The organism is Streptomyces sp. BRA346 (assembly GCF_052851135.1).
In genome coordinates this window covers 246102-272259 of sequence record NZ_JAIWIH010000001.1, presented here as the reverse complement: position 1 = coordinate 272259, position 26158 = coordinate 246102, and the positions used below count along the sequence as shown (strand labels likewise).

Genomic DNA, 26158 nt, shown 5'->3' with positions numbered 1-26158 from the left:
GAAGACGGAGCAACGCCATGCCCATGAACGACAGCGTCATCATCACCTGCGCCCTCACCGGGGCCGGTGACACCGTGGGCCGCAGCCCCCACGTCCCCGTCACCCCCGAGCAGATAGCCCGCTCCGCGGTCGAGGCCGCGGAGGCCGGGGCGGCCGTGGTCCACATCCACGTGCGCGACCCCGAGACCGGCGCCCCCGCCCGCGATCCGCGGCTGTACCGCGAGGTCGTGGAGCGGGTGAAGGAAACCGGCACCGACGTCGTCATCAACCTCACCGCGGGCATGGGCGGCGACCTCGTCATCGACCCCGAGCACCCGCTCACCCACCTCGCGGGCACCGACCTGGTCAGCGGCCTGGACCGGCTCCCGCACGTCGAGGACCTGCTGCCCGACATCTGCACCCTGGACTGCGGCTCGCTCAACTTCGGCGACGGCAGCAACCTCTACGTCTCCACCCCCGACATGCTGCGCACCGGCGCCAAGCGCATCCAGGAGCTGGGCGTCCGCCCCGAGCTGGAGATCTTCGACACCGGGCAGCTGTGGTTCGCCAAGCAGCTGCTGGCCGAGGGGCTGCTGGACGACCCGACCGTCTTCCAGCTGTGCATGGGCATCCCGTGGGGCGCCCCCGCCGAGCCGGGCGTGCTCAAGGCGATGGTCGACATGCTGCCCGAGGGCGCGCAGTGGGCCAGCTTCGCGCTGGGCCGCATGCAGATGCCGTGGGTCGCCCAGTCCATCCTGCTCGGCGGCAACGTACGGGTCGGCCTGGAGGACAACCTGTACCTCAGCCGGGGCGTCAAGGCCACCAACGGCCAGCTGGTCGAACGCGCCGTCCAGATCACCGAGCTGCTGGGCGCCACCGTCGCCACCCCGGACGAGGCCCGGCAGCGGCTCGGCCTCGAGCCCCGCGCGTAACGCCCCGCACATCATCGCCCCTCCCCCTCCTCCTGCCTTAGGACCCCCATGCCCTCACCCCCCTGCGCACCCGACCGTGTCCGCCGCGTCGCCTGTATCGGCGCGGGCGTCATCGGCGGCGGCTGGGTCGCCCACTTCCTCGCCCGCGGCTACGACGTCACCGCCTGGGACCCGGCGCCGGACGCCGAGACCAAGCTGCGCCGCCTCGTCGACGCCGCCTGGCCCGCCCTGGAGCAGATCGGCCTGGCCGAGGGCGCCTCACCGGACCGCCTCACCCTCGCCGCCACCCTCGAAGAGGCCGTGGCCGAGGCGGAGTTCGTCCAGGAGAGCGCTCCCGAGAAGCTGGAGCTCAAGCGGAGCCTGCTGGCCCAGCTGGACGCGGCGGCCCCGGCGGGCGTCGTCATCGCGTCCTCCACCTCCGGCTATCCGATGACCGACATGCAGACCGAGGCCACCGACCCCGGCCGCCTCCTCGTCGGCCACCCGTTCAACCCGCCGTATCTGATCCCCCTGGTCGAGGTCGTCGGCGGCGAGAAGACCGACCCGGCCGCCGTGGAATGGGCCTCCGCCTTCTACAAGGCGGCCGCCAAGTCCGTCATCACCATGGACCGCGAACTGCCCGGCTTCATCGCCAACCGCCTCCAGGAGGCGCTGTGGCGCGAGGCCCTGCACATGGTGGCGAGCGGTGAGGCCACGGTGAAGGACATCGACGATTCCATCACGGAAGGCCCCGGCCTGCGCTGGGCCTTCATGGGCCCGTGCCTGACGTTCGCCCTCGCGGGCGGCGAGGGCGGCATGGGGCATATGCTCGATCACTTCGGACCGTCACTGAAATCGCCATGGACGCGTCTCGAAGCCCCTGAGCTGGACGACTCGTTGCGTACGGCCATGGTCGACGGATGTGACGAGGCGGCGGGCGGGCGGAGTATCGCCCAGCTCGTCGCGGAAAGGGACCAGGGCGTGATCAACGTCCTGCGGGCGACCGGCCGGTTGCCCGAGCAGCGCAACGAGGGAGGCGACAAGTGAGCGACCAGCTCCCCCACTACCACCAGACCGTCCGACCGGAATGGATCGATTACAACGGTCATATGAGCGAGGCCTTCTACGTCCTCGTTTTCGGACACAGCACGGACGAGATGATGGTCGAGACCGGTCTCGACTCCGGATACCGGGTGAAGACCGGCTGCTCCCTCTACACCGTCGAGACGCACATACGCTATCTCCACGAAGTCGAGGAGGGCGCCGAGCTGACCATCCGCACCCGGGTGCTGGGCGTGGACGAGAAGAAGGTGCGGTTCTCCCACGAGATGTACGTGGGCGAGCCGGAGGGTGGCGAGCCCGTGGCCACCACCGAACTGCTCGCCCTCCACATCGACCAGAAGGCGGGCCACGCGGCACCGTTCCCGGAGGAGGTCCGCGAGCGGCTCACCTCCCTGGTCGAGAGGGCACCCGACTGGGCGGGCCGCTCCATCGGCCCCGTGCCCACGGCCGCCTAGGCGCGGCGCACGCAGAGACGAGGGGGTCACCGGATCCGGTGACCCCCTCGACGCGTCCTCACGCCGTGGCGTAGATGTCGCGGTACGCGATCAGGGCGAATCGCTGACGGTGACCGGCTCGTCGTTCTTGAGCTGCTGGACGAGCTCCTTGAGCTTGGCCTGGTCCCACTGGAGGTTGCCGCCGACGCTGCCTGCGGTCGGCATGTTCATGGACTTGCCCCCGCTGCTGGTGACGTCCTTCATCGCGAAGAACATCTTGGCCAGCAGATACGGGTTCATGTCCTTGTCGACGATCAGCGTGTCCAGCCCGGCCCCCATGGTCGGATAGAGCGTGAAGGGGTTCAGGAGCGTGCTGGGCGTCGCGGTCTGGCCGGCCAGGGACGACAGGAACTTCTGCTGGTTCTTCGTCCGGTCCAGGTCGCTGGCGGCGAAGGCGTGGCGGCTGCGGACGAACGCCAGCGCCTGCTGCCCGTTCATCGTCTGCTGCCCGGCCTCGAAGTCCGCGCCCGCCTGCTTGTCCTTGAATCCCTTGTCGAGGTTCATCTCGACGCCGCCGATGGCGTCCACGATGCCGGCGAAGCCGGAGAACCCGATCTCCGCGTAGTGGTCGATGTGCAGCCCGGTGTTGGCCTCGACGGTGCGGACGAGCAGCTGCGGGCCGTCGATGGAGTACGCGGCGTTCAGCTTGTTGTCACCCAGCGGCCCCTTGATCTCACCGGACTCCGATCCGCGGAACTTCGGGATGGTCACGTTGGAGTCGCGCGGCAGCGATATGAGCGTCGGGCCGGACGCACCGTCGTGCAGGATCATCATCGAGTCCGTGCGCTTGCCGTCGGCGGAGCCCGTGTGCAGGTCCTTCTTCTGCTGGTCCGACATGCCCTCGCGGCTGTCGGACCCGACGATCAGGTAGTTGGTGCCGTCTCCCGCCTCGGGGCGGTCGATCACCTGGCTGAGGTCGACTTCCTTCCGCATCTTGGAGTCGGCCCAGAAGTACGTGGCGACCGAGGCGACCAGCAGAACGACGACCAGGGTGACCAGCACGCGTTTTACCGTCCGGCCGGGCCGCCGACGCCGCCGATACGGCACCTCGGGCGGACCTCCGTGGCCTCCCTGCTGCGGCGGGACGCCCGGATGCCCGTCGCGCGGCGGGGCATACGCGGGGTCCTGGAAATCGGGGTATCTGCTGTCGCTCCGTGAATTCATGCGGGGCAGTCTGCATTCTCCATGGGGCCGAAAGGCAAATCGGGTTGGCAGACCTGGTGAAGCGCAGTGCGTTTTTGGGCAGCGGCGTATGAGGTTTTGCCGTATGCGGCACCGCGAGTGTTCCCGCCCGCTCTCTCCGTTACCCTCCGGCCGTCATGGAACGATGGCGCTGGATTCCCTGAATCCAGCCGCATCCTCCTCAGCGCCGGAGGGCCGGAAAGTGTTACGCGTACCACCGGCCGCACACGGTCAGAGCCGCCGGACCCAAGCGGCCACGCCGTGACCGATGCCGAGGTAAATCAGCGCGGGCAGCGCGTAGTTGAGGAAGACCCGCGCACCCTCGGGCTCCATGGTGAAGATGTCCTGCGACCAGGCGGCGAGCCAGTCCGCGACGCCGTGCACGAAGTCGACGAAGACGTTCGCCTCGTTCGCGTCGAGCAGGTACAGCAGGATCCACAAACCCAGAAAGATCGCGGCGACGTCCGCGAGGCCATGAATGATCAACGCTGTCCGCTCCACCCCGAGACGGTTGGACGGATTTGCGTGATGATTGGACGGATTTGCGTGGTGGTTGTACGGACCGTTGTCCACCATACGGTCATGGGGGTTGCTCATGGGCCTCTCTTAGCCGAGCCGACTCCCCCAAAACTGCCTTCACATTCACTTCACAGCAATGTCCTCGGCACGTTATCAATTCCGCACCGAAGTGTCCGTCTGATCAACTTTTTCGCGCCCGACAACTCAACATCTCCCCATCGGAGTTGTCGTAAAAACGTGAAGCCCTTTCAAGGAAGGAGATCGCGATCCCACCGCGCCGGGCCCGGTTCCGTAGGCTTGGCCATGATGCCTCCCGCCGTCCTCCCCTCGCCGCTGACCCCGCTCGCCGATCCGGCCATGGAGCGGGCGGGGCTGGAGCTGCGGCTGAAGCGGGACGACCTCATCCATCCCACCGTTCCCGGCAACAAGTGGCGCAAGCTCACGCCCAACCTGCGCGCCGCCGTCGAGCAGGGGCATACACGGCTGCTCACCTTCGGCGGGGCCTACTCGAACCACATCCGGGCCGTCGCCGCGGCCGGGGCCGCCCGGGGGCTGGAGACCGTCGGCATCATCCGGGGCGACGAACTCGCCGATGCCCCCCGCAACTGGTCCCTCGCCCTCGCCGAGTCGTACGGCATGCGGCTGTCCTTCCTCGACCGGTCCGGCTACCGGGAGACCCTGCGCTCCCTGGACGACCCGCGGACGCTGCGGGAGCTGGAGGCGCGGTGGGGGCGGGCCTACGTCCTGCCCGAGGGCGGTACGAACGCGCCGGCCGCGCAGGGGGCCGCCGACCTCGTCGCGGAGCTGCCCGACCTGGGCGCGCGCGACATCGTGTGCTGCGCGGTCGGCACGGGCGGCACGCTGGCCGGGATCGCCGCCGCCCTGCCGGAGGGCGCGCGGGCGCTGGGGTTCGCCGTGCTGAAGGGGGCGGGCGGCTATCTGGAGGACGAGGTGGCGGAGCTGCACCGGCGCGGGTGGGGTCGGACGTTCACCGGCTGGCGCATCGAGCACGGGTACCACGGCGGCGGGTACGGGCGGGTCCCGGCCCGTCTCGAGGCGTTCGCCGCCGGGTTCGAGGAGCGGCACGGGCTGCGGGTGGAGCGGCGGTACGTGGCGAAGATGCTGTGGGGCCTGTACGGGCTGGCCGAGGCCGGGGCGCTGCCCCGGGGGAGCCGGGTCACGGCGGTGGTCACGGGCCCGCCGGATCCGGAGGGCGCCGGGTAGGCCACGGGATCGCCGACCCCGGAGGACGCCGGGTGGGCCGCCGGGCCCCGAGGACGCCGAGTTGGGCCACAGCGCCGGTCATACCCGTACGAGCAGCGCCTTCGGCATCGCGGCGCCCGCGCCCATCGCCGCCAGGTGCAGGACCGCCGCGAGCGCGAGGGCTTCCGGCAGCGCCGCGTCGGCCGGGCGCGCGATCGCCACGTAGAGGGTGAACGGAAGCTTCCAGCCGCTCCAGGCGAACAGCGAGCCCGAGCCGAGCCAGCCGAGCACCATCGGACCCCACCGGGGGACCCGTGCGGGCCGCCCCCGGACGACGGCCCAGGTGGCGGCGGACGCCACGACGGCCCAGAGCCCGAAGACGCCGGACAGGAGGTGCCAGCCGAGGTCGCGCTCGCCGCGGTGCGCGACGCCCGCGGTGCCGCCGACCGCCCAGTACAGCCAGACGAGACCGACGGCGGCGCCGATCACGGCCGTCCACGGCAGCACCCTCCCGAAGCCCCCTCCCCCGTCCCCGAGCCGCCCGGCGAACGCGTACGGCCAGCGACGCCGCATATACGCGGGGAGCGCGACGGCCAGCCCCAGCCCCGTGCCCACGAACCCGATCTGCACCAGCGCGGCCTCCCACTCCGGCATCGACGGGCCCGCGTCGCCCCCGCTCTCCGGGTCGCCGAGCAGCGAACCGAGAACGGCGTAGGGCAGCACCGGGACGAGGAGCTCCGTCCCCACCCAGGCGCAGAACGCCAACGGCGCCGCCGGGATGCGCATCCCCCACGGCCGCCCCAGCGCGAGCGCCACCGTGATCCCGATCCCGGCCATACCGATCGTCGCGCCGTTCAGCACCACCCACTCCGCCGTGCCGAACCCGGCCCCGACCGGCAGCAGCCCCACGAGCGAACCGGCCACCCACGACACCTTGATCAGCAGGTACGGCGTCAGCGCCAGCGCCGCCCCGTGCGCCGCGACCCGCCCCGCCCGGTCCCATCGATCCACGTGAACTCCCCCTCCGGACACCGGAGTCCACTCTCCCCGCCCAGCGCTCCCGCGGGCTTCACCCGCCGGGCGTATCCGCCTCGGCCTTCAGGCGGAGCGAGCATCGGCCGCCGGGGTCACTCCGGGGTCCGCAGCCGGATGACCGCCGTCGCCGCGTGGCGGACCGTGCTCTCCTGCCGCACCTCCACCGTCAGCTCCGGCGCGATCGGCTGATAGGCGATCCACGCGCCGACCGTGTCGATCGCCGTGGGCGGATCGGCGTCCGCCGGACGTGCGGGCGGGGGCGGGAGGTCGCGCAGGGCCGTGGTGAGCTGGGCCCGGACCGCCGGGGAGAGCGGGCCGGAGACCACGGGGGTGTCGTCGCCCGGCAGGACGAGGGCCAGGGCGCGGGGGCGGAGCCGGGGGCCGACGACGCCGACGACCATGGCGTCCCGAGTCTCCGAGTGCCGCAGTTTCCGCCAGTGCCGTCCGGGCCGGTACGGCTGGTCGGGGCTCTTGATGACCAGCCCCTCGACGCCGATGGCCGGGAACGCCTCGTACCAGGCGGCGGCCTGCTCCGGGTCCATCGTCATCGGGACGGCCTGGAGGGGCGGGCCGTACGGTTCGAGGAGCATCGTCAACAGGGCGCGTCGCTGCTCGTACGGCCGTGGCCGCAGGTCGTCCGTACCGCTCGCGAGGAGGTCGAACGCGGCGTACGAGGCGGGGAGTTCGCGGGCCAGCCGCGCGGCGCGGGCCTCGGTGGCGGCGGCGGCGCGCTTCTGGACGGCGGCGAAGTCGGTGCGGCCGCCGACCCACACCACCACCTCCCCGTCGAGCACGGTGCCCACCGGGAGCCGTTGCGCGGCGGCGGCCAGGTCGGGGAAGGCGCGGGTGACGATGCGGCCGGAGCGGGCCTGCATCTGCACCTCGTCCGCCAGCCGGAAGATCAGCAGCCGATGGCCGTCGAACTTCGGCTCGTACGCCAGCTGCCGCCCCGGCGCGGCGATCGGCAGGGTCGGGATGGGCCGGGCCAGCGCCACCGGGACGGGTGGCAGCAGGGCGGTCATGGGGTGGCGGGCAGCGGGTGGGCCCGTGCCGGGTCGAGGAGCGGGGCCAGCAGATCGCCGTGGCGGTCGAGGCGGGCGGGGAGGTCGTCGATCCGGAAGACCAGCCGCCCTGGGTCGTCGCACGCCTCCACTTCGTCCCAGGTCACGGGCGTGGAGACGGTCGGCTCCCGGCGGGCGCGGGGCGTGTAGGGGGCGGCGGTGGTCTTGGCGGCGGCGTTCTGGCTGAAGTCGACGAACACCTTCCCCGGCCGCAGGGAACGCGTCATCTTCTGGATGGCGAGCCCGGGCAGCGCGGCGGCGGCTTCCGCCGCGAGCCGCCGGGCGTAGTGGGTGACCTGCCGGGACGGGGCCGGTTCCAGCGGGGTCAGCAGATGCAAGCCCTTGGAGCCGCTGGTCTTGGCGTACGCGTCCAGCCCGTCCGCCCGCAGCCGCTCCCGCAGCCATGCGGCGACGGCGCAGCAGTCCACGATCGTGGCGGGCGGCCCGGGGTCGAGGTCGAAGACCAGCCGGTCGGCGACGCCCGTCCCCTCGTCGATCCGCCACATGGGCGCGTGGAACTCCACCACCAGGTTCGCCGCCCACATCAGCGAGGCCAGGTCCTGCACCAGCACCTGCTGCGCGGTTTCCCCCTCGTGGCGGCTGACCTCGGCCGTCGTCACCCAGGAGGGGGTGCCGGGCGGCGGGTTCTTGGTGAAGAACGTCTGGCCGTCCGGACCGTCCGGATAGCGCAGGAACGCGAGCGGGCGCCCCCGCAGATGGCCGAGCATCGCCCCGGCGACCGACGCCAGGTAGTGCAGCAGCTCGCCCTTGGTGGTGCCGGTGGCCGGATGGATGACCTTGTCGAGGTTCCTGAGCGCGATCCGTCGCCCCTCCACCTCCGTGATCGGGGACATACGATAAGAATCTCACGAAAGGGATCAAGCATGCGATCTATCTGGAATGGGAACATTTCGTTCGGTCTGGTGAGCATCCCGATCAAGATGTATCCGGCGACCGAGGACCACTCGGTGTCCTTCCGGCAGATCCACACCGCCGACGGCGGCCGCGTCCGGTATCGCAAGGTCTGCGAGCTGGAGGACAAGCAGGTCGACGCGAACGAGATCGGCAAGGCGTACGAGGATGCCGACGGTGCCCTGATCCCCATCACCGACGAGGACCTGGCCGCCCTGCCGCTGCCGACCACCCGCGCACTGGAGATCGAGGCGTTCGTGAACGCCTCGGAGATCGATCCGCTCCAGATGGGCGACGCGTACTACCTCGGCGCCAACGGCACCGCCGCCGCCAAGCCGTACGCCCTGCTCCGCGAGGCCCTCAAGCGCAGCGAGAAGGTCGCCATCACGAAGTACGCCCACCGCGGGCGGGAACGGCTCGGGATGCTGCGCGTCGTCGGCGACGCCATCGCCATGCACCGGCTGCTGTGGCCGGACGAGGTGCGCGAGCCGTCGGGGGTGGCGCCCAAGGAGAAGGTCACGGTGAAACCGGCCGAGCTGGATCTCGCCGACACCCTGATGGCCACGCTCGGCGAGGTGGACCTGAGCGAGCTGCACGACGAGTACCACGAGGCCCTGGAGGCCCTGGTGGCAGCGAAGGTCTCCGGCGCCACCCCCACCGCCGAACCGGGCGAACGCCCGACCGGCGCGCAGGTGGTGGACCTGATGGCCGCGCTGAAGGACAGCGTCCGCAGCGCGAAGGAGGCCCGTGGCGAGCCCGCCGGGGAGAAGGCCACGGTGACCGAATTGAAGGCACCCGCCAAGAAGGCCGCGGCGAAGAAGACGACCGCGAAGAAGGCGGCGGCCAAGAAGAAGGCGGCCACGAAGAAGACCGCAGCGAAGAAGACGGCCGCGAAGAAGACGGCCGCGAAGAAGACGACGGCCAAGAAGACCGCGGCCAAGAAGCAGCCGCGCAAACGGGGCGCCTGAGCGCCTGCCGCTGGGCGAACCGGAATGGGCCGGGGTCCGGGTCACCGAGCGGTAGGCGCCGACGGCCCGTTCGGGTTTCGCTGCCGGGTGCGGGCCGGTGGCCGGGTTGTGCCCACCCGTCCCTCCCCCAGCTACCGCTGGGAGGTGCCCCCCGGCGGGACGATTGCCCACAACCGGGCGGGAGGGGCGGGGTCAGCTGAAGGCGGGCGCGTGGTCCGCGACCCACTGCGCGAACGTCCGCGCCGGGCGGCCCGTGATCCGCTCGACCTCCGGGGAGATCGGCTGCGGCCGGTCCACGGTGCCCTCGAAGACCCGCAGCAGCGAGTCCGCGATCTCCGGCGTCATGAAGCCGCCGATCATCTTCTCGCGCGCCACCTCCGGCGGTACCTCCTCGTACCGCAGCGGCCGGCCGATGACCTCACCGATGATGCGCACCTGGTCGGCGAAGGTCAGCGACTCCGGACCGGTCAGCTCGGGCGCCTTGCCCACCAGGTCGTCGGCGAGGAGGGCGCGGGCGGCGACGGCGCCCATGTCGGCCTCGTGGATGGGGGTCATGTGCGATCCGGCGTGCGCGCCGTACACCACGTCCCCGGCCTTGATCTGCTCCGCCCACTGGAAGGCGTTCACGGCGAAGGCGCCCGGCCGCACATGGGTCCACTCCAGCCCGGTCCGCTCGACCTGGGCCTCCAGGTCGCGGTGGAGGGCGCCGATGGGGTTGTGCTGCGGGTCGGTGTCCTCCAGGACGGAGGACGAGGAGAGCGTCACGACGCGCCGCACCCCGGCCTCCTTCGCCCGCTCCAGCAGCTTGTCGGCGCCCTGCCACACCACCGCGGCGTGCAGGAACAGCGCGGTGGCACCCTCCAGCGGCAGGTCCTCGGTCCGCGCCGCCTGGACGCCGTCGGGAAAGCGCGCGGCGGCGGGGTCGCGGGTGAGCGCGCGGACCTCCGCACCCGCGTCGGCCAGCTCCTTCACCACGTGCGCGCCGACGTTTCCGGTGGCTCCGGTTACCACGATCATGACGAATCTCCCCTGACTGTCCGGTACGGTCAAGCTCAGTTTCATCCATACGGATGAACTCGTCAAACAAATAGATGGCCAAGGATGACGGCTAGCCTGGTCCGGTCGAGTACGAGGAGTTGAAGAACATGGAGGGGACGCCGAAGAGGCCCCGCCGCGCCCCCGCGCCCGAGGAGCGCAAGCTGTGCCCGGAGCGCTCCCGGCGGCTGCTGCTGGAGGCGGCCCGGGACGTGTTCGCGCAGAAGGGGTTCGCGGGCGCCCGGGTGCAGGACATCGCGGACCGGGCGGGCGTCAACAAGCAGCTGATCGCGTACTACTTCGGCGGCAAGGAGGGCCTGTACCGGGAGCTGGGCCGCGAGTGGCTGAAGCGCGAGGAGACGTTCAACGATCCCGCGATCCCGCTGGACGAGCTGGTCCTGCGCTACCTCCGGGAGGCGTTCGCCGATCCGCGGGCGACCCGGTTCAACGCCTGGTGCGGCCTTGACGACGCCGCCCCGGAAGAGGGCCCCGAGGACCTCTCCGACCTGCGGCGCCGCCAGGCGGAGGGCGAGATCGCGGAGGACATCGATCCCGCCATGGCGATGCTGCTGTACGTCAGCCTGGTGACGGCGCCGATCGCGCTGCCGCACGCGGTGCGCCGGTTCTTCGACGCCGACCCGGAGTCGCCGGAGTTCCGCGAGCACTACACGGAGCAGGTGCGGAGGGTCGTCCGCCACCTCGCGACATGAGCGCTCCTCGTCCGGCCCTCTGACGTGATCTTCACCGCTGGGCGGCGACGGAGGGTGCGGTCGTCCGACCCGCGGCGTAGGCGTCGCCGTCCTTCTCCGCTGCCTGTTCGGAGTCCTGCCTCGGGTCGGTGACGCTGACCCCGGCGCCGTTGCTGTGGCCCGTCTCGGGCACGCCCTTGAGGTTCTTGTCGACGTGGCTCAGCTCGTGGCCGATCAGCTTGTCGTCGCCCGCGGTCCCGGCGGAGAGGAAGATGTGGTTGCCGATGGTCATGGCCTCGGCGCCCATCGCCGCGGTGGCCCGCTGGGCCACCGCGTCGCGGTGGACGCGGGTGGAGGAGAGCCTGTCGTTCTGATAGAACGCCCCGGCCTTCGCCACGACCGACGAGGGCAACGACTCGCTCGGCGTATTCATGGCGGCGGCCACCAGGGCGCTCTGCCCCTCCGGGCTGGTGTCCCGCACCTCGTCGTGGACGTGCCCGTCCTCCTCCTCGGAACGCTGGACCGGAGCTTCCTGCGCCTGGTGCCCGCATCCGGCGCCGTGCTGGTGCCGGTCCTGCGCCCCCGGGTGCCCGGCCCGCCGCAGCATTTCGACCACCGCCTGGTTCCCGGCCTGGCCCTGCTGGGCGAGCATCCGCTGCACGGCCGTTCCGGCGAAGGGGGGTGTCACTCGCGGCCGTTGCGGGGCCCGCCCTTGCCCCTGCTTGGCGTTCTCGTCACGGGCCAGTCCCATAGGTCTTCCTCCGGGCGATCAAAGGCGATCCAACCGCCTCACGCTCGCAGGAATGGTGGGCGCCTTCCCAGAGGCGCAGGGGCAGACCTGAGGCCCCAAGGGGCAGCGGCGCCCACCACGCGCTGCTACTCCGTCACCCCGTCGATCTGGAACGTCTGCACCGACTGCGCGGCGAACGGCACGCTCAGCCGCTTGCCGCCCAGCACCGTGTCCCGGCGCGCGGTGTACAGGTCGCCGCCGCCCGCCGTCCGGGTCGACCAGCGCGGCACGAGGCCGCCCGTACCGCCGGTGACCTGGCCGAACCGTGACAGGTCGAAGGTCATGGTCTGCGCGGCGCCGGGGTTGACGGCGACGAGCACCAGGCGGCGGGCGGCCGGGTCGTACGCCGCCACCGCGTGGTCCGAGCCGGTGGCCAGGATGCGCATGCCGGGGCGGATGTGCCGGGTGAACTGGGCGAGGACGTAGTACTTGGTCTGGACGGCGCCGGGCTGCGCGGTGTTCGGGTCGTAGTGGATGAGCGCCCAGCCCGCGCTGGGGTCCATGACCTGCCAGTAGCACCATGCGGTCGGGTGCAGCCAGTTGAAGTCCAGGCAGAGGTTGGTGGCGAGGGTGAGGCCGGTGGCGTCCTTGTCGCCGGTCTCGGAGTTCCACAGCTTCTTGCCCGCGGCGCGCACGTCCGCGTACAGCAGGTCGCGGCGGCCGCCGGAGCCCTGGTAGCCGTGCACATTGACCTGGTCGACGAGGGCGCGGGTCGCGGTGTCGAAGGAGCCCCAGGTGGTGCGGGCCAGGTCGTAGCTGGTCTCGTCCGAGGCCGAGATGCGGGCGGCGGTGAGGCCGCGGCTGTTCAGCTCGGTGCGGAGGTGGCCGAGGACGGTGCGCTGCACCGCCGCGTCGATGTGGCAGCCCTCTTGCGTTCCGTCCGCCTTCCACCAGGTGGAGGAGGGTTCGTTGAACGGCTCGACGGTGGCGAAGCGGACGCCCCAGTGGTCCTGGGCGTAGCGGGCGGTGGTGGCGAGGTAGACGGCGAACTGCCGGTAGTTCCAGGACTGGAGGTTGTTGCCGCCGTCCGCGGCGCCGGAGGGGTTGTGGTTGAGGCACATCCACCACATGGGCGCGTTGGAGAACAGCTCGGTGACGGCGCCGCGCTGGACGGCCTTGGTGAGCGCCGCGCGCTGGGTCGCGTCGGAGGTCCAGCGCCAGGCGGCGGAGGCCGGGTCCTCACTCGACCAGTCGTGCCAGTAGCCCTCGATCTGCTTGAAGCGGGGGATGTTGGGCGAGACGGCCATGGACTGGCCGTTCACGCTGGTCCAGGCGCAGCCGCCGAGGTTGTAGCGGGCGATGTTCAGGCCGAGGCCGGGGAGGGTCGTACCGGCGTACGTGGTGTTGCGGGTGGTGAAGAAGAGGTCGGCGAAGTCGTCCCGCTGCCCGAAGAGGTTGGCCCACCAGGCGAGCGAGGTGCCCCAGCCCTCCCAGCCCCCGTGGTCGGTGCCCGGGTCGACGGTGACGGCTTCGTCGGCGTGGGCCGTGCCGGTGGAGAGTGCGGTGCCGAGCAGGGTTGCGCTTGCTGCGGTGAGGAGCGTTCTTCGTCGCACCATGTGTCCCTTCTGCCGCTTGGGGCCCCGTGGTGTGAAGCGTCGGGTGCGGAGGGGGAGTTGTCGAGAGGCATGACAGCGCTTTCTGCCAGGGGATGGGCGGCGCGTAAATCGGTTGCCCTCGCCCCGCCGCCGCGCTCAGGATGTCCGCGACATTCCGCCGACAGCACAGGAGCATGCGATGCGCCGATTCCTCGGAACGACTCAGCGCCCCCACCGGACGACCGTCTTCGAGGACATCACCACGCATGCACCACACCATCAACATCGGCGTACTCGCCCATGTCGACGCCGGTAAGACCAGCCTCACCGAGCGGCTGCTGTTCGACGCGGGCGTCATCGACCGCCTCGGCAGCGTCGACTCCGGGGACACCCAGACCGACACCGGCGCCATCGAGCGGGAGCGCGGGATCACCGTGCGGTCCGCCGTCGCGTCCTTCCGCGCGGGCAACACCCAGGTCAATCTCATCGACACCCCCGGCCACTCCGACTTCATCGCCGAGGTCGAGCGGGCGCTCGGCGTGCTGGACGGGGCGGTGCTCGTGCTGTCCGCCGTGGAGGGCGTCCAGGCAGCAGCACGGGTGCTGATGAAGGCGCTGAGGCGGTTGGGGCTGCCCGTGCTGCTCTTCGTCAACAAGATCGACCGGGTCGGTGCCCGGCAGACGGAGCTGCTGGCGGACATCCGGCGGCTGCTGGCGCCGCACATCGCGTGCATGACGGACGTACGGGACCTGGGCACGCGGTCCGCGCGCACCCGGCCGCGGTCGCTGGACGACGTCGACGTGCGCACCGAGATCGCCGAGGCGCTGGCCGAGGCCGACGACGCGCTCCTCGCCCGGCTCGTGGACGGCCCGCTCCCCTCCCCCGCCGAGGTGCGCGCGGCGCTGGCCGCGGCGACGGCGGAGGGGCGGGCGCACCCGGTGTACTTCGGTTCGGCGCTGAGCGGGGAGGGCGTCGCGGCCCTGGTCGACGGCGTCGTACGGCTCGTCCCGCCCATCCGGGCCGGGGACGGCGGTACCGCACCCCGGGGCACCGTCTTCGCGGTCGAGCGGGCGGCGGGCTCCGCCACGAAGACCGCGTATCTGCGGCTGTTCTCGGGCGAGCTGACCGTACGGCAGCACCTCACCCTGCACCGGCCCGGCGCCCGGCACAGCGGGCAGATCACCGCGCTGGAGGTGGTGGGCCGGGCCAGGGCGAGGGCACTGACCGCCGGGGAGATCGCGCGGATCAAGGGGCTCCCCGAGGTCCGCGTCGGCGACCGACTCGGGGAATTCCACGACGAACGCGAGGAGGCGCACTTCGCCGCGCCCACCCTCCACACCCTCGTCCACGCCCGCGAGCCCGGCCCCGCGGCCGCCGCCCGGCTGCACACCGCGCTGCTCGCCCTCGCCGACCAGGATCCGCTGATCACCGCCCGGGCGATGCCCGGCGGCGCCACGTCGGTGCTGCTGTACGGCGAGGTCCAGAAGCAGATCATCGCGGCGACGCTCGCCCAGGACTACGGCATCGAGGCCGACTTCGAACCGAGCCGCCCGGTCCTGGTGGAGCGCCCCGCGGGGGTCGGCGAGGCGTGCTACGAGATGGCCCGGCGCGGCCATACGGGGCCGTGGGCGACGGTCGGGCTGCGCGTCGAGCCCGCCGCGACCGGGTCCGGGGTGGGTTTCGGCTACGAGACCGAACTGGGCGCCCTGCCGCGGGCGTTCCACACCGCGATCGAGCAGACCGTGCACGACACGCTGAGTCAGGGCCCGCGCGGGCGTGCGGTCACGGACTGCCGGGTCACCCTGATTCGCTCGGGCTTCAACGCCCCGGTCAGCACCGCCGCCGACTTCCGGGGCGTCACCCCGGGGGTGCTGGGCGAAGCCCTGGAGCGGGCGGGGTGGCGGGTGTACGAGCCGTATCACGCCTTCGAGCTGGAGATTCCGTCCGATGTGCTCGCACCCGTCACCGCCCGGCTCGCCGCGGTCGGGGCGGACCTCGCGGAGAGCGCGGGCGGTGCGGCGGGGTGGCTGCTCACGGGGGAGATTCCGGTGCGGTCGGTGCACGCGTTCGAGCACGCGCTGCCGGGTCTTTCGCGGGGCGAGGGGGTGTGGCTGTCCCGCCCGTCCGGCGACCGGCCGCTCCCTCTGGGGCCCTAGATGCCGGGCCCGGCGACGCGGGTGTAGGACACGGCGTTGCTCGTACCGCCTTGCGTCGTCACGGTGACGTTGACCGCCCCGGCCGACCCAGCCGGGGCGGTCGCCGTCACCCAGGTGTCCGACACGACCGTGAACGCGGCGGGCGTGGAGCCGAAATGGACCGCGCTCGTCGTGGTCAGGCCGGTGCCGAACAGGGTGACCGTGTTGCCGCCGCCCAGCGGGCCCTGGCCGGGGACCGCGCTGGTGAGGGCGGGAACGGCGGCGTAGGTGTAGGGGACGCCGTTGCTGGTGCCGCCCGGCGTGACCACCGTGACCTGCACCGTTCCGGCGCTTCCCGGGGGCGCCACCGCGTTGATCTGGATGGCGGAGACGACCGTGAAGGACGTGGCGTTGACGGTGCCGAACTTGACGGCCGTCGCGCCGAGGAGGTTCGTCCCGGTGAGGGTGACGGGCGTGCCGCCGGAGGCCGGGCCCTGGTTGGGGCTGACGGCGCTGAGGGTGGGGAGGCCGACGTAGAAGTACGTGACGCCGTTGCTCGTACCGCCCGGACCGGTCACCGTCACCTGCACCGGACCGGCGGCCCCCGGCGGCGCCACCGCCGTGATCTGCGACGGCGACCCCACCGTGAACGACACCGCGGGCGTCGAGCCGAACTGCACGGTCGTTGCGCCGGTGAACCCGCTGCCCGTCAGCGTCACCGTGTTGCCGCCGTTCACCGGGCCCTGACCGGGCGAGACGCCGCTGAGCACCGGGCCCGCCGCGTAGGTGTAGGTGACGCCGTTGCTCGTACCGCCCGGACCGGTCACCGTCACCTGCACCGGACCGGCAACCCCCGGCGGCGCCACCGCCGTGATCTGCGACGGCGACCCCACGGTGAACGACGACGCGTTCACCGCACCGAAACGCACGGCCGTGGCGCCGGAGAAACCGCTGCCCGTCAGCGTCACCGAGGTGCCCCCGGCGGCCGGGCCCTGACCGGGCGAGACGCCGCTCAGCACCGGACCGGCCACGTACGTATAGGTGACGCCATTGCTCGTACCGCCCGGACCGGTCACCGTCACCTGCACCGGACCGGCAACCCCCGGCGGCGCCACCGCCGTGATCTGCGACGGCGACACCACGGTGAACGACGACGCGTTCACGGCACCGAAACGCACCGCCGTGGCCGCGCCGAGACCGCTGCCGGTCAGCGTCACGGTGGTGCCCCCGGCGGTCGGACCCTGCACGGGCGAGACTCCGCTCAGCACGGGGGCGGGGGCTGAGGTGTAGCTGAAGGCGACGCCGTTGCTCGTGCCGCCCGGACCGGTCACCGTGATCAGGACGGTGCCGGAGCCCGCCGGGGCGGTGGCGGTGATCTGGTTGGCGGACACGACCGTGAAGGACGGGGCGAGGGTGGTGCCGAACCGGACCGCCGTCGCCTGGTTGAAGTTGGTTCCGGTGATGGTCACGACGGTCCCGCCCCCGGGTGATCCGGAGGCGGGACTGACGGAACTGATCACCGGAGGGGACGCCGCCGTGACCGCGGGCGCGGCGGTGGCCATGGAACCTGTCTCCGGGCCTGCGGCCTGAGGGGTGCTCAAGGTGCTGCTCCTTCCGGCAAAACGTCCCAGGGGGTGATCAGATACCGGGTGACGCGAGGTACTGGAACTGGGTCGCGGCGGTCGCGCTGCCTGCCGGGTTGGTGACGGTGATGTCGGCGGGGCCGGGCTGTCCGTCCGCCGTGGGCGGCGAGACCGCGGACAGGGTGGTGGCGTTGACGACGCTGAACGGCGCCGCGATGCCGCCGAAGGTGACGGACTGCGTGGTGTCCAGGTTGGTGCCGTTGATGGTCACCGCGGTGCCGCCGGAGGCCGGACCGGAGGTGGGGGTGAAGGCGGTGACGGTCGGCACGTCCACATAGGTGTAGGACAGGCCGTTGTTGCTGCCGCCCGCGGTGGTGACCGTGACCCCGACGGACCCGGCCGCGGCGCCGGCGGGCACGGCCACGGTGATGACGCTGTCGGAGACGATGGTGGGCGTGGCGGTGTTGGCGCCGAAACTCACGCCGGTGGCCGTCGACAGACCGGTGCCGGTGAGCGTGACGGTGTTGCCGCCCGCGAGCGGCCCGGACGAGGCGCTCAGGGCGGACTTGAAGGGCGCGCCGACGTAGAAGAACGTCAGCGGGTTGCTGGTGCCGCCCGGCGTGGTCACGGTCACCGGCACAGCACCGGTGCCGGAGGGCGAGGTCACGGTGACCGAGGTGGGCGTGTTGGCGGTGATGGTGGCCAGCTTGCTGCCGAAGTGCACGGCGGAGGCGTTGGCCAGGTTCGTACCGGTGATGGTGACCGTGGTGCCACCGCCGGTCGACCCCTGGTTCGGAGAGATGGGCATGGCGATTTCTCCCTGCTGAAGACTGAGCGGGCCCGGAATCCCGAAGGCGGCTCAGAGGACGGAAAGGGAAGGGACGGGACGGGAGGGACGGGCCGGGCGGGTCGGACCCGCTCGCGCTCGCAGGAGAATGCGATGTGCGCCGACCGGGTCGTTGGGGACGCCCGCCCGGCCCCCTCGCTCGGTACGCCTGGCGCCCGGGACCGGCGAGGGTGCGGGGGCCGTTTCCGCCGGGGACACCGGCGGAGGCCATACCGCACGTTTTCAGTAATCCATCGGAATGAGTCCGTCCACAAGAAGTGTGACGCCGCATCACTCGAATGGCGGGGCGTGCGACCGCCGCAGGTCCCCGCGACCCTCGCGCCCGGCCCTCGGGAGCCGCGCGGGGGCGCGCACGTCCGGGCCGTTCGCCGGTCCTCACCCTTTCCCGTGACTCATCGGACGAAGGGGTCACTTCCGCCCCTCGTGGGCGTATCCTCTTGCCGCATGGGGGCGGACAGGGGCATTCCCGTCAATGAGTCCACCGCCGGGGGGTTTTGGCGGGTACGCATCCGCGGCATGACCGGGGAGATCCTGGGCGCCGGAATCCTTCTGGGCGGCGACACCGTGCTGACGTGCGCCCATGTCATCCCGGACGACGGGCATCCGGTGCCCGCGTCACAAGTGCTCGTCGACCTGGTGCAGGTGCCCGACGCCGCCCCCGTGACCGCGCGCGTCGCCGCGGGCTGCTGGGTGCCCCGGCGCGCCGACGGATGCGGTGACATCGCGCTGCTGACGCTGGACCGGCCGCAGCCCGCCGAGCACGCCGCACCCCTGTATCGGCTGTCGCCGGAGCCGCTGGGCCAGGTGCGGAACCTGGGCTTCCCGCGCCACAACGACAACGGCACCTGGTTCTACGCGAAGATCGCCGGGACCGTCGGCCCGCGCGCGGAGTGGCTGGAGCTGATCCCGGACTCCCCCGGGGACGTGGTGCGCCGCGGATGCAGCGGCGCCGGGGTGGAGGACGTGAAGACCGGCCATGTCTTCGGGATGATCGTCAACCGCTACGACGACGCCGCCGACATCCCCGCCGACGAGCGCCGACTGCGGTCGAACATGATCCACATCGAAACGATCCTTCAGCACCTCCCGCTCGTCCACCGCTTCGTGGGGGGCGACCGGGTGGTCGACGACGGGCTCGTCTCGCGGCTCGCCTCCGGCGAAGGGCACGTCCTGGACATCCCGTTCGCGCAGCGGCTCGCCCTGTGGCTGCGCCGCGAGTCCCTGGCCGGGCGGGCGGAAGGTGTCGCGGACGTGGAGACCGTCATCATCGCGCACGACGACAGCGGCCGTTACGAGGCGCTCAGCCGCGCCGTAACCCTCGCCGACCGCGAGCTGTCCGGAGGCGGCGAAGACGAGGCGGTGTCCGGCGCGCCGCACGGCACCGTGCCGCCGCTGGGCAGCGTGGACCTGGCCATCGACGTCGCCGGTCGCACCGACATCGAGGTGGCCCGCCGGGTCGCCGACCGGCTGGACCTGCGCTCGCCCGGCGACGCCTCCCCGCTCAGCCGGATCCGGGCCAACGCCGTCCCGCTGACCGTCGTGGCCGTCGGTCTCGACCGGGCGAGCGACCCGGAGGCGCTGATCCGCTTCATGAAGCTCCTCGCCGACCGGGGCGCCCGGCTGATGCTGGTCTTCCGCGATCCCCACGCGCCCGGACTGCGCCTGGCCGAGCAGTTGTTCCGCCCCGACCCGGAGCGGATCGACGCCTGGCTGGACGAGCTGGCCGACCGGGTCGCGGAGGCCACCGGCCTGGAGCGGGAAGCCACCGCCGCGGGCGCGCGCGCAGCATCGGACCCGGCGGAGGCCCCCGCGCTGCGCATCAACCTGACCCGGCTGCGCGGCGACCCCGAGCTGCGGACCCACCACATCGTCGCCAAACTGGCCGCGTTCGAGCACGCGGTGCGGGCGGTGCGGGAGCGGCTCGAAACGGCGCTGCACACGGCCGACACCCAGCGCGACGAGATCAAGGAGCTGAAGGGGCTGCTGACCGCGTACGCGGCGCTGCTCGGGGCGAAGGCCGCCTCGGAGCGCCGGGAGCTGTTCCCGCTCCAGCGCGCCGCCCACCGCGCACTGACCGCGGTGCCCTGCGACGTGGCCGCGGCGCGGCGCGCCGTCGACCGCTTCGTCCGGGCCGTGCACCTGCTCCCGGAGGGGGACGCGCCATGACGCCACCGACCACGGCGTGCACCCGCGCGGACTGCCCCGGCGGCGGCAGGGGCCGGATCAACCCCCGCGGCTTCTGCACCGAATGCGGCCGCAGACCCGCCGCCCCGCCACCCCCGGGCACGGCCCCGGCCCCCGGCGCGGACACCGGCGCCCTCGCCGGGAGCCTGCAATCCGGTGCGACCACGGCCACCGACCGGGCACGGCGCCGGGACGCGGCGCGGAAGTTCCGCCTCGGGCCCGCCGGGGACGGGCTGTTGGACCTGCCGCACGTCGAACTGCCCTCCCTCACCGATCTCGTGCTCGACGATCCGCGGCCCCCGTCCCGCGGCCAGATCTGCGGCGGCCCCGGCTGCCAGGAGACCGTGGGCGCGCCCTACAACGGGGAGCCCGCGCTGTCGTCGGGGTTCTGTCCCCGCTGCCGCCATCCGTTCGACTTCACCCCGCGGCTGCGTCCCGGGGATCTGCTGGGCGACCAGTACAGTGTGATCGGCTGTGTCGCGTACGGCGGGCTCGGCTGGGTGTATCTCGCCGAGGACACCCAGCTCGACCGGCAGCCCGTCGCCATCAAGGGCCTGATCAACAACGAGGACGAGGCGGCGCTGCGGGCGGCGGTCGAGGAGCGCCGCTATCTGACGATGCTCGACCACCCCGGCATCGTCCGCATCATCAACTACGTCACCCAGCCCGAGGGACCCGTCGGCTGCGACGGCGGCGACCGGCTCACCGGCTACATCGTGATGGAGTTCGTCGGCGGCATGACGCTCGCCCAGATACGGGACTGCATCGCGGACGCCGTGCCGCCGTACGACGGGCCGCGGCTGTACGAGCACATCCTGGCGTACGGCTGTCTGGTGCTGCGCGCGGTCGGCTATCTGCACGGGGAGCGGCTGCTGTACTGCGACCTCAAGCCGAGCAACGTGATGCACTACGAGAGCCGGGTCAAGGTGATCGACCTGGGTGCGGTCCGGCGGCTGGAGCGGCAGGGCGGCGATCCGCCCGTCATCACCAAGGGGTTCGCCTCCCCCGAGTCGCTGCGGGGCGGCCCGCTCACCGAGCGCCATGACCTGTACGGTGTCGGCGCGACCCTGCGGTCGCTGTCCGACAAGGCCGGGCGGCCCGCCCAGGCGCCGCCGGGGCTGGGCGCCGAGTCGTACCGGCGGGTGCTGGCCCGCGCCACCGCCCGCGATCCGCGGCGGCGGTTCGGGTCGGCGGGCGAGATGTCCGAGCAGCTGTGGGGCGTGCTGCGGGAGATCCACGCGCTGCGGCTGCGGGAGGAACAGCCCGAGCCGTCCACGCTGTTCGCGCCGACCGCCGCGCTGCTGGACGCGGGGCTCGGCCGGATCCCGGGGCTCGAACACTGGCTGGACGACGATCCGCGGCGCCCCCTCGCGCACGGACTGCCGTCCCCGGACCAGGTGCCGCCGGGGCTGCCGGTGCCGTTCCCGGACGCGGCGGACCCGGGCGCGGCCCTGCTCAACACCCCGACCGACAGTGGCCCGCGGCGGCTGATCGAGCAGCTGGGCGCGTTCCCGTACCCCTCGGCCGAGATCCGCTTCCGTACCTGCCGCGCCTACGTGGACCTGGGGATGCGGGACCGCGCGGACGCCGAGCTGACGGCCGCCGAGGAGATCATCGGCAGTGGCGCCCGGTACGACTGGCGGCTCGCCTGGCACCGCGCCCTGCTGCGGCTCGCGGGCGGCGCGGTGGCCGAGGCGCGGCACGCGTTCGACGAGGTGTACAGCGCGCTGCCCGGCGAGTACGCGCCCAAGCTGGCGCTGGGGTACTGCGCCGAGCACCTGGGCGACCACGACGCCGCCAAGCGGTTCTACGAGGCGGTGTGGGAGCGCAACCGCTCCCAGGGCAGCGCCGCCTTCGGCCTGGCCCGGCTGCGGCTGGCCGCCGGGGACCGGGGCGGGGCGGCGACCGTCCTCGACGGGGTGCCGAAGGTGTCGCGCCACTACGACGCCGCCCGCGTCGCGACCGTACGGGTGCTCGCGGGGCGGCTCGGCGAGCACCCGCACGACCGGCCCACCGGCGAGGACCTGGTGGAGGTGCTGACCCGGCTGCCGCGGCTGTACCTGGACGACGGGCGCGCCCACGGGCAGGCCCGGGACCGGCTCACCGCGGAGGTGCTGGAGGCCGCGCTCGACCGGACGCTGCGGCAGGGAGCGGCGGGCGACCCGGCGGGCCCCGGGCTGCTGTTCGGCGAGGGGGACGACGAGCTGTCGGTGCGGTCGCGGCTCGAAGCGGTGCTGCGCCGGCTGGCCCAGCAGGCGGACAGCCCGAAGGCGCTGGGGGTGCTGGTGGACCGCGCCAACGCCATCCGGCCCATGACGGGCGTCTGACAGGGGTGACAGGGGGATCACATGAGCCAGGACCATCCGCGACGGGACGACGAGCCCGCCATCACGCTGCGCGTGCACCAGAACAAGTACCTCCCGGCCGTCGCGGGCCGCGCCGAGATGCACGCCGTCCTCAGCGTCGAGGCCCGGGGACTCGGCCCCGCCGCGGCCCGTACCGCCGCCTCCGAGGTCATCGTCATCGACTGCTCCGGGTCGATGAGCTGGCCCCCGACGAAGATCGCGGCGGCCCGCCGGGCGACCGCGACCGCCGTCGGCGTCCTGCGCGACGGCACCCACTTCGCGATCATCGAGGGCACCGAACAGGCCCAGGTCGTCTACCCGTTCGCGGGCGGCATGGCCGTCGCGGGCCCCGACACCCGGGCCGCCGCCGCCCGCGTCGCGGCCCGGCTGCCCGCCATCGGCGGCACGGCCATCGGCGCCTGGCTGGACCTCGCCCGGCGGCTCCACCTCAGCCGCCCCGCCGCGATCCGGCACACCCTGCTCCTCACCGACGGCCGCAACGAGCACGACGCTGCCGGGTACCTGGACAAAGTGCTGGACGCCTGCGCCCCGCACTTCACCTGCGACGCGCGCGGCATCGGCGACGGCTGGGACGCCACCGAGCTGAAGGAGATCGTGCGCAGGCTGCACGGCCGCGCCGACGCGGTGCTGGACGACTCCGCGCTGGCCGCCGAGTTCGAGGAGATGACGCGCACCTCCATGGCCAAGGCCCTGTCCGGGGTGCGGATCCGGATCCGTGCCCGGGCGGGCGGGCGGATCGGCTTCGTCAAGCAGGTGCACCCCACCCGGGCCGACCTCACCGGCGAGGGCACCCGGCCCGACGCGCGCACCTGGGAGTGCCGCACCGACGCGTGGGGCGACGAGTCCCGCGAGTTCCACCTGTGCGTCCTCGCCGACCCCGACGGCGACCCGATGGGCGAGGACGTCGAACTGGCCGCCGTCGACCTCGCGCCGGACGGCGATACGGACCTTCCGCTGCCCGCCGCGCCGCCCGCCCAGTCCGTGCTCGTCCAGTGGACCGACGACGTGCTGCTGTCCTCCCGCGTCGACCCCCGGCTGGCGCACTACGGGGCCGATGCCGACCTCGGCCACGCCATCACCGCGGGCTGCGACGCGTACGAGGCGGGCGACCGCGAGGAGGCCCGGCGGCAGTGGGGGCAGGCCGTCCGGCTCGCGCACGGGCTGGGCGGCGCCAAGATGCTGGAGCGGCTGCGCGGGCTGGTCCACATCGTCGACGCCGCCACCGGCGAGGTGCGGATCCGGGAGCCCATCCGGCCGCTGGACCTCAACTCGGCGATGATCGTGACCGAGGAGAGCGTCCACTTCACCGGCCTCCCCGGCACCGCCCCGGTCGCGGCCCCCACCGGCCCGGACCGGCTCTGCCCGTCCTGCGGTCGCACCGCGCCCGCCACCGCCGCGTACTGCCAGAAGTGCGACACCCCGCTGCGCCCGGAGGGGGCCTCATGACCGGCACCCGCGCGTATCTGGTCCGGTGGCTGACCGCGCTGCTCGTCCTCACGGCGGCGGCGGTGACCGCGCTGTTCTCCGCGTACTACGGCGTCAGCCGCAACACCACGGCGGTCAGCGAGCGGTCGACCCCCGCGATCCTCCAGGTGGCCGCCGCGCACGACGCCCTCGAAGCCGCCGACGCCCGGGCCGAGGCGAGCCTCAAGGGCCACACCACGGACGTCGAGGGGCTCGGCGAGGACTACCGCAACGAACTGTCCACGGCCAACCAGAGCCTGGCCCAGGCCGTCAAGAGCACCACCGGCGGCAAGGCCGCCCGGCAGTCGCTGCTCACCATCACCGGGCTGGTCTCCTCGTACAGCGACCTCATCCAGCAGGCGTATGTGAACCGCGGCAACGAGGATCTGCGCGACGCCTATCGGAGCTACGCCACCACCATGCTCAACCGGGACCACGACGGCATCCTGGCCCGGCTGGACACCGTGCAGAACAAGCAGAAGCGGGTGCTGACGGAGCAGACCTCGTTCGGCTGGCTGCTGTGGTTCGCGTGGGTGGTGTCGCTGGCGCTGTTCCTCATCCTGGGGGTGCTGCTCGTCCACACCCAGCGCTCCCTGCGGCGCCGCTTCCGGCGCCTGGTCAACCCGTGGCTGGCCGCGGCGACCGCGCTGCTGCTCGCGGTGCTGCCGCTGGCCTCGTTCACCTACGAGACCCAGGAGCGGCTGGGCACGGCGGGGCGCGTCCTGGACGGCGACGACATCGGCTCCAACGGCGGCGAGATCACCGACAAGGTGGCGGACACCCTGCGGGACACCCGCTGGCGGGCCGGGGCCGTCGGCTGGATCCCGCTCGGCGGCGCGGTCGTCGCGGCGCTGATCCTGGTCGGGCTCCAGCCGCGCATCGACGAGTACCGGTTCCAGCCGCGATGAGCGCCCGGACACGCTCCCTCAACGTGACCGCGGCCGTCCTCGGGCTGTGGCTGGTGGTGCTGTCCGCCGTCGGCGCGGGCGACACCGGCGGCCGCCAGCCGCGCGGCAGCGTCAGCGTGCTGGCCACCTGGACCGGCGACGAGGGCGCGGCCTTCCGCGACCTGCTCCAGTTGTTCACCGACGAGACCGGGATCCGGGTCGACTACCAGGGCACCACCGCGCTGCGCGAGGTGCTGTCCTCGGAGGTGAAGGCGGGCACCCCGCCCGACATCGCCGTCCTGCCCAGCCCGGGCGAGCTCGCCGCCTACGCGGACGCGCCCCTGATCCCGCTGGAGAAGGTGCTCCCGGCGGACACGCTCGCCGCCTACGGCCCGCTGTGGAAGCCCGCGCCGCGCGGGGACGGCGCGGTGTACGGCATCGCGGTCAAGGCCGACCTGAAGAGCATCGCCTGGTACGACGCGAGGCGCCACAAACCGTCCGAACTGCCCGCCCTCGCCGCCCGGGACGGCCAGTGGTGCGCCGGGATGGGCGGCGACGCGACCTCCGGCTGGCCGGGCACCGACTGGATCGAGGACATCCTGCTCCAGCAGCAGGGCAAGGCCGTCTACGAGGCGTGGGCCACCGGCGGCCTGGCCTGGACGGACCCCCGGATCGGGCGGGCGTGGCGGACCTGGGGCTCGCTGTTCGGGAAGGGCGCGGCAGCCACCGCGCTGGTCACGGACTTCCGGGACGCGGGCAGGAAGCTGTTCGCCGCGCGGCCGCCGTGCGCGCTGGAGCACCAGGGCTCGTTCATCCGCGGCGGCTACCCGACGGAGGACCGCGCCCACGCCTCCTTCGCCTTCTCCACCGAGCTGATCCCCGGCGCCGACCGGGCCTCCACCGCCCGGGAGGTGTCCGCGGACTTCGCCGCGATGTTCCACGAAACCCCGCAGTCGCGCCGCCTCCTGGCGTACCTCACCTCGGCGAAGGCCCAGACGGCCTGGGCGGAGGAAACCCCGCGCGGCCGCACCCGCCCGTTCTTCGCGAACGGCGACGTCCCCCTCTCCGCGCAGTCCGACGACGTGGGCAAGGACATCGCCGAGGCGCTCAAGGACTCCCGCTCGCTGTGCCTGGACGCCTCCGACGCCATGCCGACCCGGATGCGGCTGGCCTTCCAGCGCGCCGCCCTGGCCTACCTCAGCGATGTCGCCGAGGGCCCGGACGCGCTGCTGACCAGCCTGGAGAAGGTCCGTACCGACCTGCACCAGCAGCGCGGACGGCCCTGGCTGTCGACCGTCTGCGGATGACGCGCCGCCC

General features: G+C 72.7%; 22 protein-coding genes. 12 read left to right on the top strand and 10 right to left on the bottom strand.

Annotation, left to right across the window (positions count from 1 at the left end):
- Positions 1–17 precede the first annotated feature (17 nt).
- From LCH29_RS01345 to LCH29_RS01335, 3 genes are read left to right on the top strand one after another with little or no spacing between them, the layout of a single operon-like run.
- Positions 18–911 (top strand): 3-keto-5-aminohexanoate cleavage protein, encoded by an 894-nt coding sequence (locus tag LCH29_RS01345; RefSeq protein ID WP_446459797.1) that lies wholly within the window; start codon positions 18–20, stop codon positions 909–911.
- Between the two features lie 48 nt (positions 912–959).
- A complete protein-coding gene (locus LCH29_RS01340) occupies positions 960–1937 on the top strand; it encodes a 3-hydroxyacyl-CoA dehydrogenase NAD-binding domain-containing protein (protein WP_446459796.1) in 978 nt (325 codons plus the stop codon).
- Positions 1934–2407, top strand: a complete 474-nt coding sequence (locus LCH29_RS01335) for a thioesterase family protein (protein ID WP_446459795.1) — start codon at positions 1934–1936, stop codon at positions 2405–2407. The genes LCH29_RS01340 and LCH29_RS01335 overlap by 4 nt, the downstream gene beginning before the upstream one ends.
- Positions 2408–2497: 90 nt before the next feature.
- On the opposite strand, the gene LCH29_RS01330 is transcribed toward LCH29_RS01335, so the two are convergent.
- Positions 2498–3610 (bottom strand): LCP family protein, encoded by a 1113-nt coding sequence (locus LCH29_RS01330; RefSeq protein ID WP_446459794.1) that lies wholly within the window; start codon positions 3608–3610, stop codon positions 2498–2500.
- Positions 3611–3859: 249 nt separating this feature from the next.
- Positions 3860–4225: a hypothetical protein gene (locus LCH29_RS01325; RefSeq protein ID WP_446459793.1), complete on the bottom strand. Its 366-nt coding sequence runs from the start codon at positions 4223–4225 to the stop codon at positions 3860–3862.
- Between the two features lie 225 nt (positions 4226–4450).
- Between LCH29_RS01325 and LCH29_RS01320 the strand changes: the two genes are divergently transcribed.
- On the top strand, positions 4451–5371 hold the full coding sequence (locus LCH29_RS01320; protein ID WP_446459792.1) for a 1-aminocyclopropane-1-carboxylate deaminase/D-cysteine desulfhydrase: 921 nt from the start codon (positions 4451–4453) through the stop codon (positions 5369–5371).
- Between the two features lie 78 nt (positions 5372–5449).
- Here LCH29_RS01320 and LCH29_RS01315 read toward each other — a convergent pair whose 3' ends face one another.
- From LCH29_RS01315 to ligD, 3 genes are all read right to left on the bottom strand, one after another.
- Positions 5450–6361 (bottom strand): hypothetical protein, encoded by a 912-nt coding sequence (locus LCH29_RS01315; protein WP_446459791.1) that lies wholly within the window; start codon positions 6359–6361, stop codon positions 5450–5452.
- Positions 6362–6477: 116 nt separating this feature from the next.
- Positions 6478–7407, bottom strand: a complete 930-nt coding sequence (locus tag LCH29_RS01310; RefSeq protein WP_446459790.1) for an ATP-dependent DNA ligase — start codon at positions 7405–7407, stop codon at positions 6478–6480.
- On the bottom strand, positions 7404–8300 hold the full coding sequence (ligD, locus tag LCH29_RS01305; RefSeq protein ID WP_446459789.1) for a non-homologous end-joining DNA ligase: 897 nt from the start codon (positions 8298–8300) through the stop codon (positions 7404–7406). Before ligD ends, LCH29_RS01310 begins: the two co-directional genes overlap by 4 nt.
- Positions 8301–8330: 30 nt before the next feature.
- On the opposite strand from ligD, the gene ku reads away from it, so the two are divergent.
- On the top strand, positions 8331–9326 hold the full coding sequence (gene ku / locus LCH29_RS01300) for a non-homologous end joining protein Ku (protein ID WP_446459788.1): 996 nt from the start codon (positions 8331–8333) through the stop codon (positions 9324–9326).
- 192 nt (positions 9327–9518) lie between these two features.
- Here the strand turns inward: ku and LCH29_RS01295 are convergent, their stop codons facing one another.
- Positions 9519–10343 (bottom strand): NmrA family NAD(P)-binding protein, encoded by an 825-nt coding sequence (locus LCH29_RS01295; RefSeq protein ID WP_446459787.1) that lies wholly within the window; start codon positions 10341–10343, stop codon positions 9519–9521.
- Between the two features lie 128 nt (positions 10344–10471).
- Here LCH29_RS01295 and LCH29_RS01290 point away from each other — a divergent pair, with 128 nt between their 5' ends.
- Positions 10472–11071, top strand: coding sequence for a TetR family transcriptional regulator (locus LCH29_RS01290; RefSeq protein ID WP_446459786.1), 600 nt, complete (start codon positions 10472–10474; stop codon positions 11069–11071).
- 31 nt (positions 11072–11102) lie between these two features.
- Here LCH29_RS01290 and LCH29_RS01285 read toward each other — a convergent pair whose 3' ends face one another.
- Both LCH29_RS01285 and LCH29_RS01280 read right to left on the bottom strand, forming a co-directional pair.
- On the bottom strand, positions 11103–11801 hold the full coding sequence (locus LCH29_RS01285; protein WP_446459785.1) for an eCIS core domain-containing protein: 699 nt from the start codon (positions 11799–11801) through the stop codon (positions 11103–11105).
- Positions 11802–11926: 125 nt separating this feature from the next.
- Positions 11927–13396 carry a glycoside hydrolase gene (locus LCH29_RS01280; RefSeq protein ID WP_446459784.1) on the bottom strand — a complete coding sequence of 490 codons (1470 nt, stop codon included), beginning with the start codon at positions 13394–13396 and terminating at the stop codon, positions 11927–11929.
- 245 nt (positions 13397–13641) lie between these two features.
- Between LCH29_RS01280 and otr(A) the strand changes: the two genes are divergently transcribed.
- On the top strand, positions 13642–15531 hold the full coding sequence (gene otr(A) / locus LCH29_RS01275) for a tetracycline resistance ribosomal protection protein Otr(A) (RefSeq protein WP_446459783.1): 1890 nt from the start codon (positions 13642–13644) through the stop codon (positions 15529–15531).
- On the opposite strand, the gene LCH29_RS01270 is transcribed toward otr(A), so the two are convergent.
- A complete protein-coding gene (locus LCH29_RS01270; protein ID WP_446459782.1) occupies positions 15528–17111 on the bottom strand; it encodes an IPT/TIG domain-containing protein in 1584 nt (527 codons plus the stop codon). The genes otr(A) and LCH29_RS01270 overlap by 4 nt on opposite strands.
- A gap of 37 nt (positions 17112–17148) precedes the next feature.
- Entirely contained in the window at positions 17149–17901 is a 753-nt protein-coding gene (locus LCH29_RS01265) for an IPT/TIG domain-containing protein (RefSeq protein ID WP_446459781.1), read from the bottom strand.
- A gap of 555 nt (positions 17902–18456) precedes the next feature.
- Between LCH29_RS01265 and LCH29_RS01260 the strand changes: the two genes are divergently transcribed.
- Genes LCH29_RS01260 through LCH29_RS01240 form a run of 5 tightly spaced genes read left to right on the top strand, consistent with a single transcriptional unit; the run spans position 18457 to position 26148 of the window.
- Positions 18457–20106 (top strand): S1 family peptidase, encoded by a 1650-nt coding sequence (locus LCH29_RS01260; RefSeq protein WP_446459780.1) that lies wholly within the window; start codon positions 18457–18459, stop codon positions 20104–20106.
- Complete coding sequence (locus tag LCH29_RS01255) at positions 20103–22451, top strand: tetratricopeptide repeat protein (protein WP_446459779.1); 2349 nt, start codon at positions 20103–20105, stop codon at positions 22449–22451. The genes LCH29_RS01260 and LCH29_RS01255 overlap by 4 nt, the downstream gene beginning before the upstream one ends.
- A gap of 21 nt (positions 22452–22472) precedes the next feature.
- A complete protein-coding gene (locus LCH29_RS01250) occupies positions 22473–23936 on the top strand; it encodes a VWA domain-containing protein (protein WP_446459778.1) in 1464 nt (487 codons plus the stop codon).
- The gene (locus LCH29_RS01245) at positions 23933–24862 is read left to right on the top strand and encodes a hypothetical protein (RefSeq protein ID WP_446459777.1); all 930 of its coding nucleotides are present in this window, start codon (positions 23933–23935) and stop codon (positions 24860–24862) included. Before LCH29_RS01250 ends, LCH29_RS01245 begins: the two co-directional genes overlap by 4 nt.
- A gap of 23 nt (positions 24863–24885) precedes the next feature.
- Positions 24886–26148: an ABC transporter substrate-binding protein gene (locus LCH29_RS01240; RefSeq protein ID WP_446459776.1), complete on the top strand. Its 1263-nt coding sequence runs from the start codon at positions 24886–24888 to the stop codon at positions 26146–26148.
- Positions 26149–26158 lie beyond the last annotated feature (10 nt).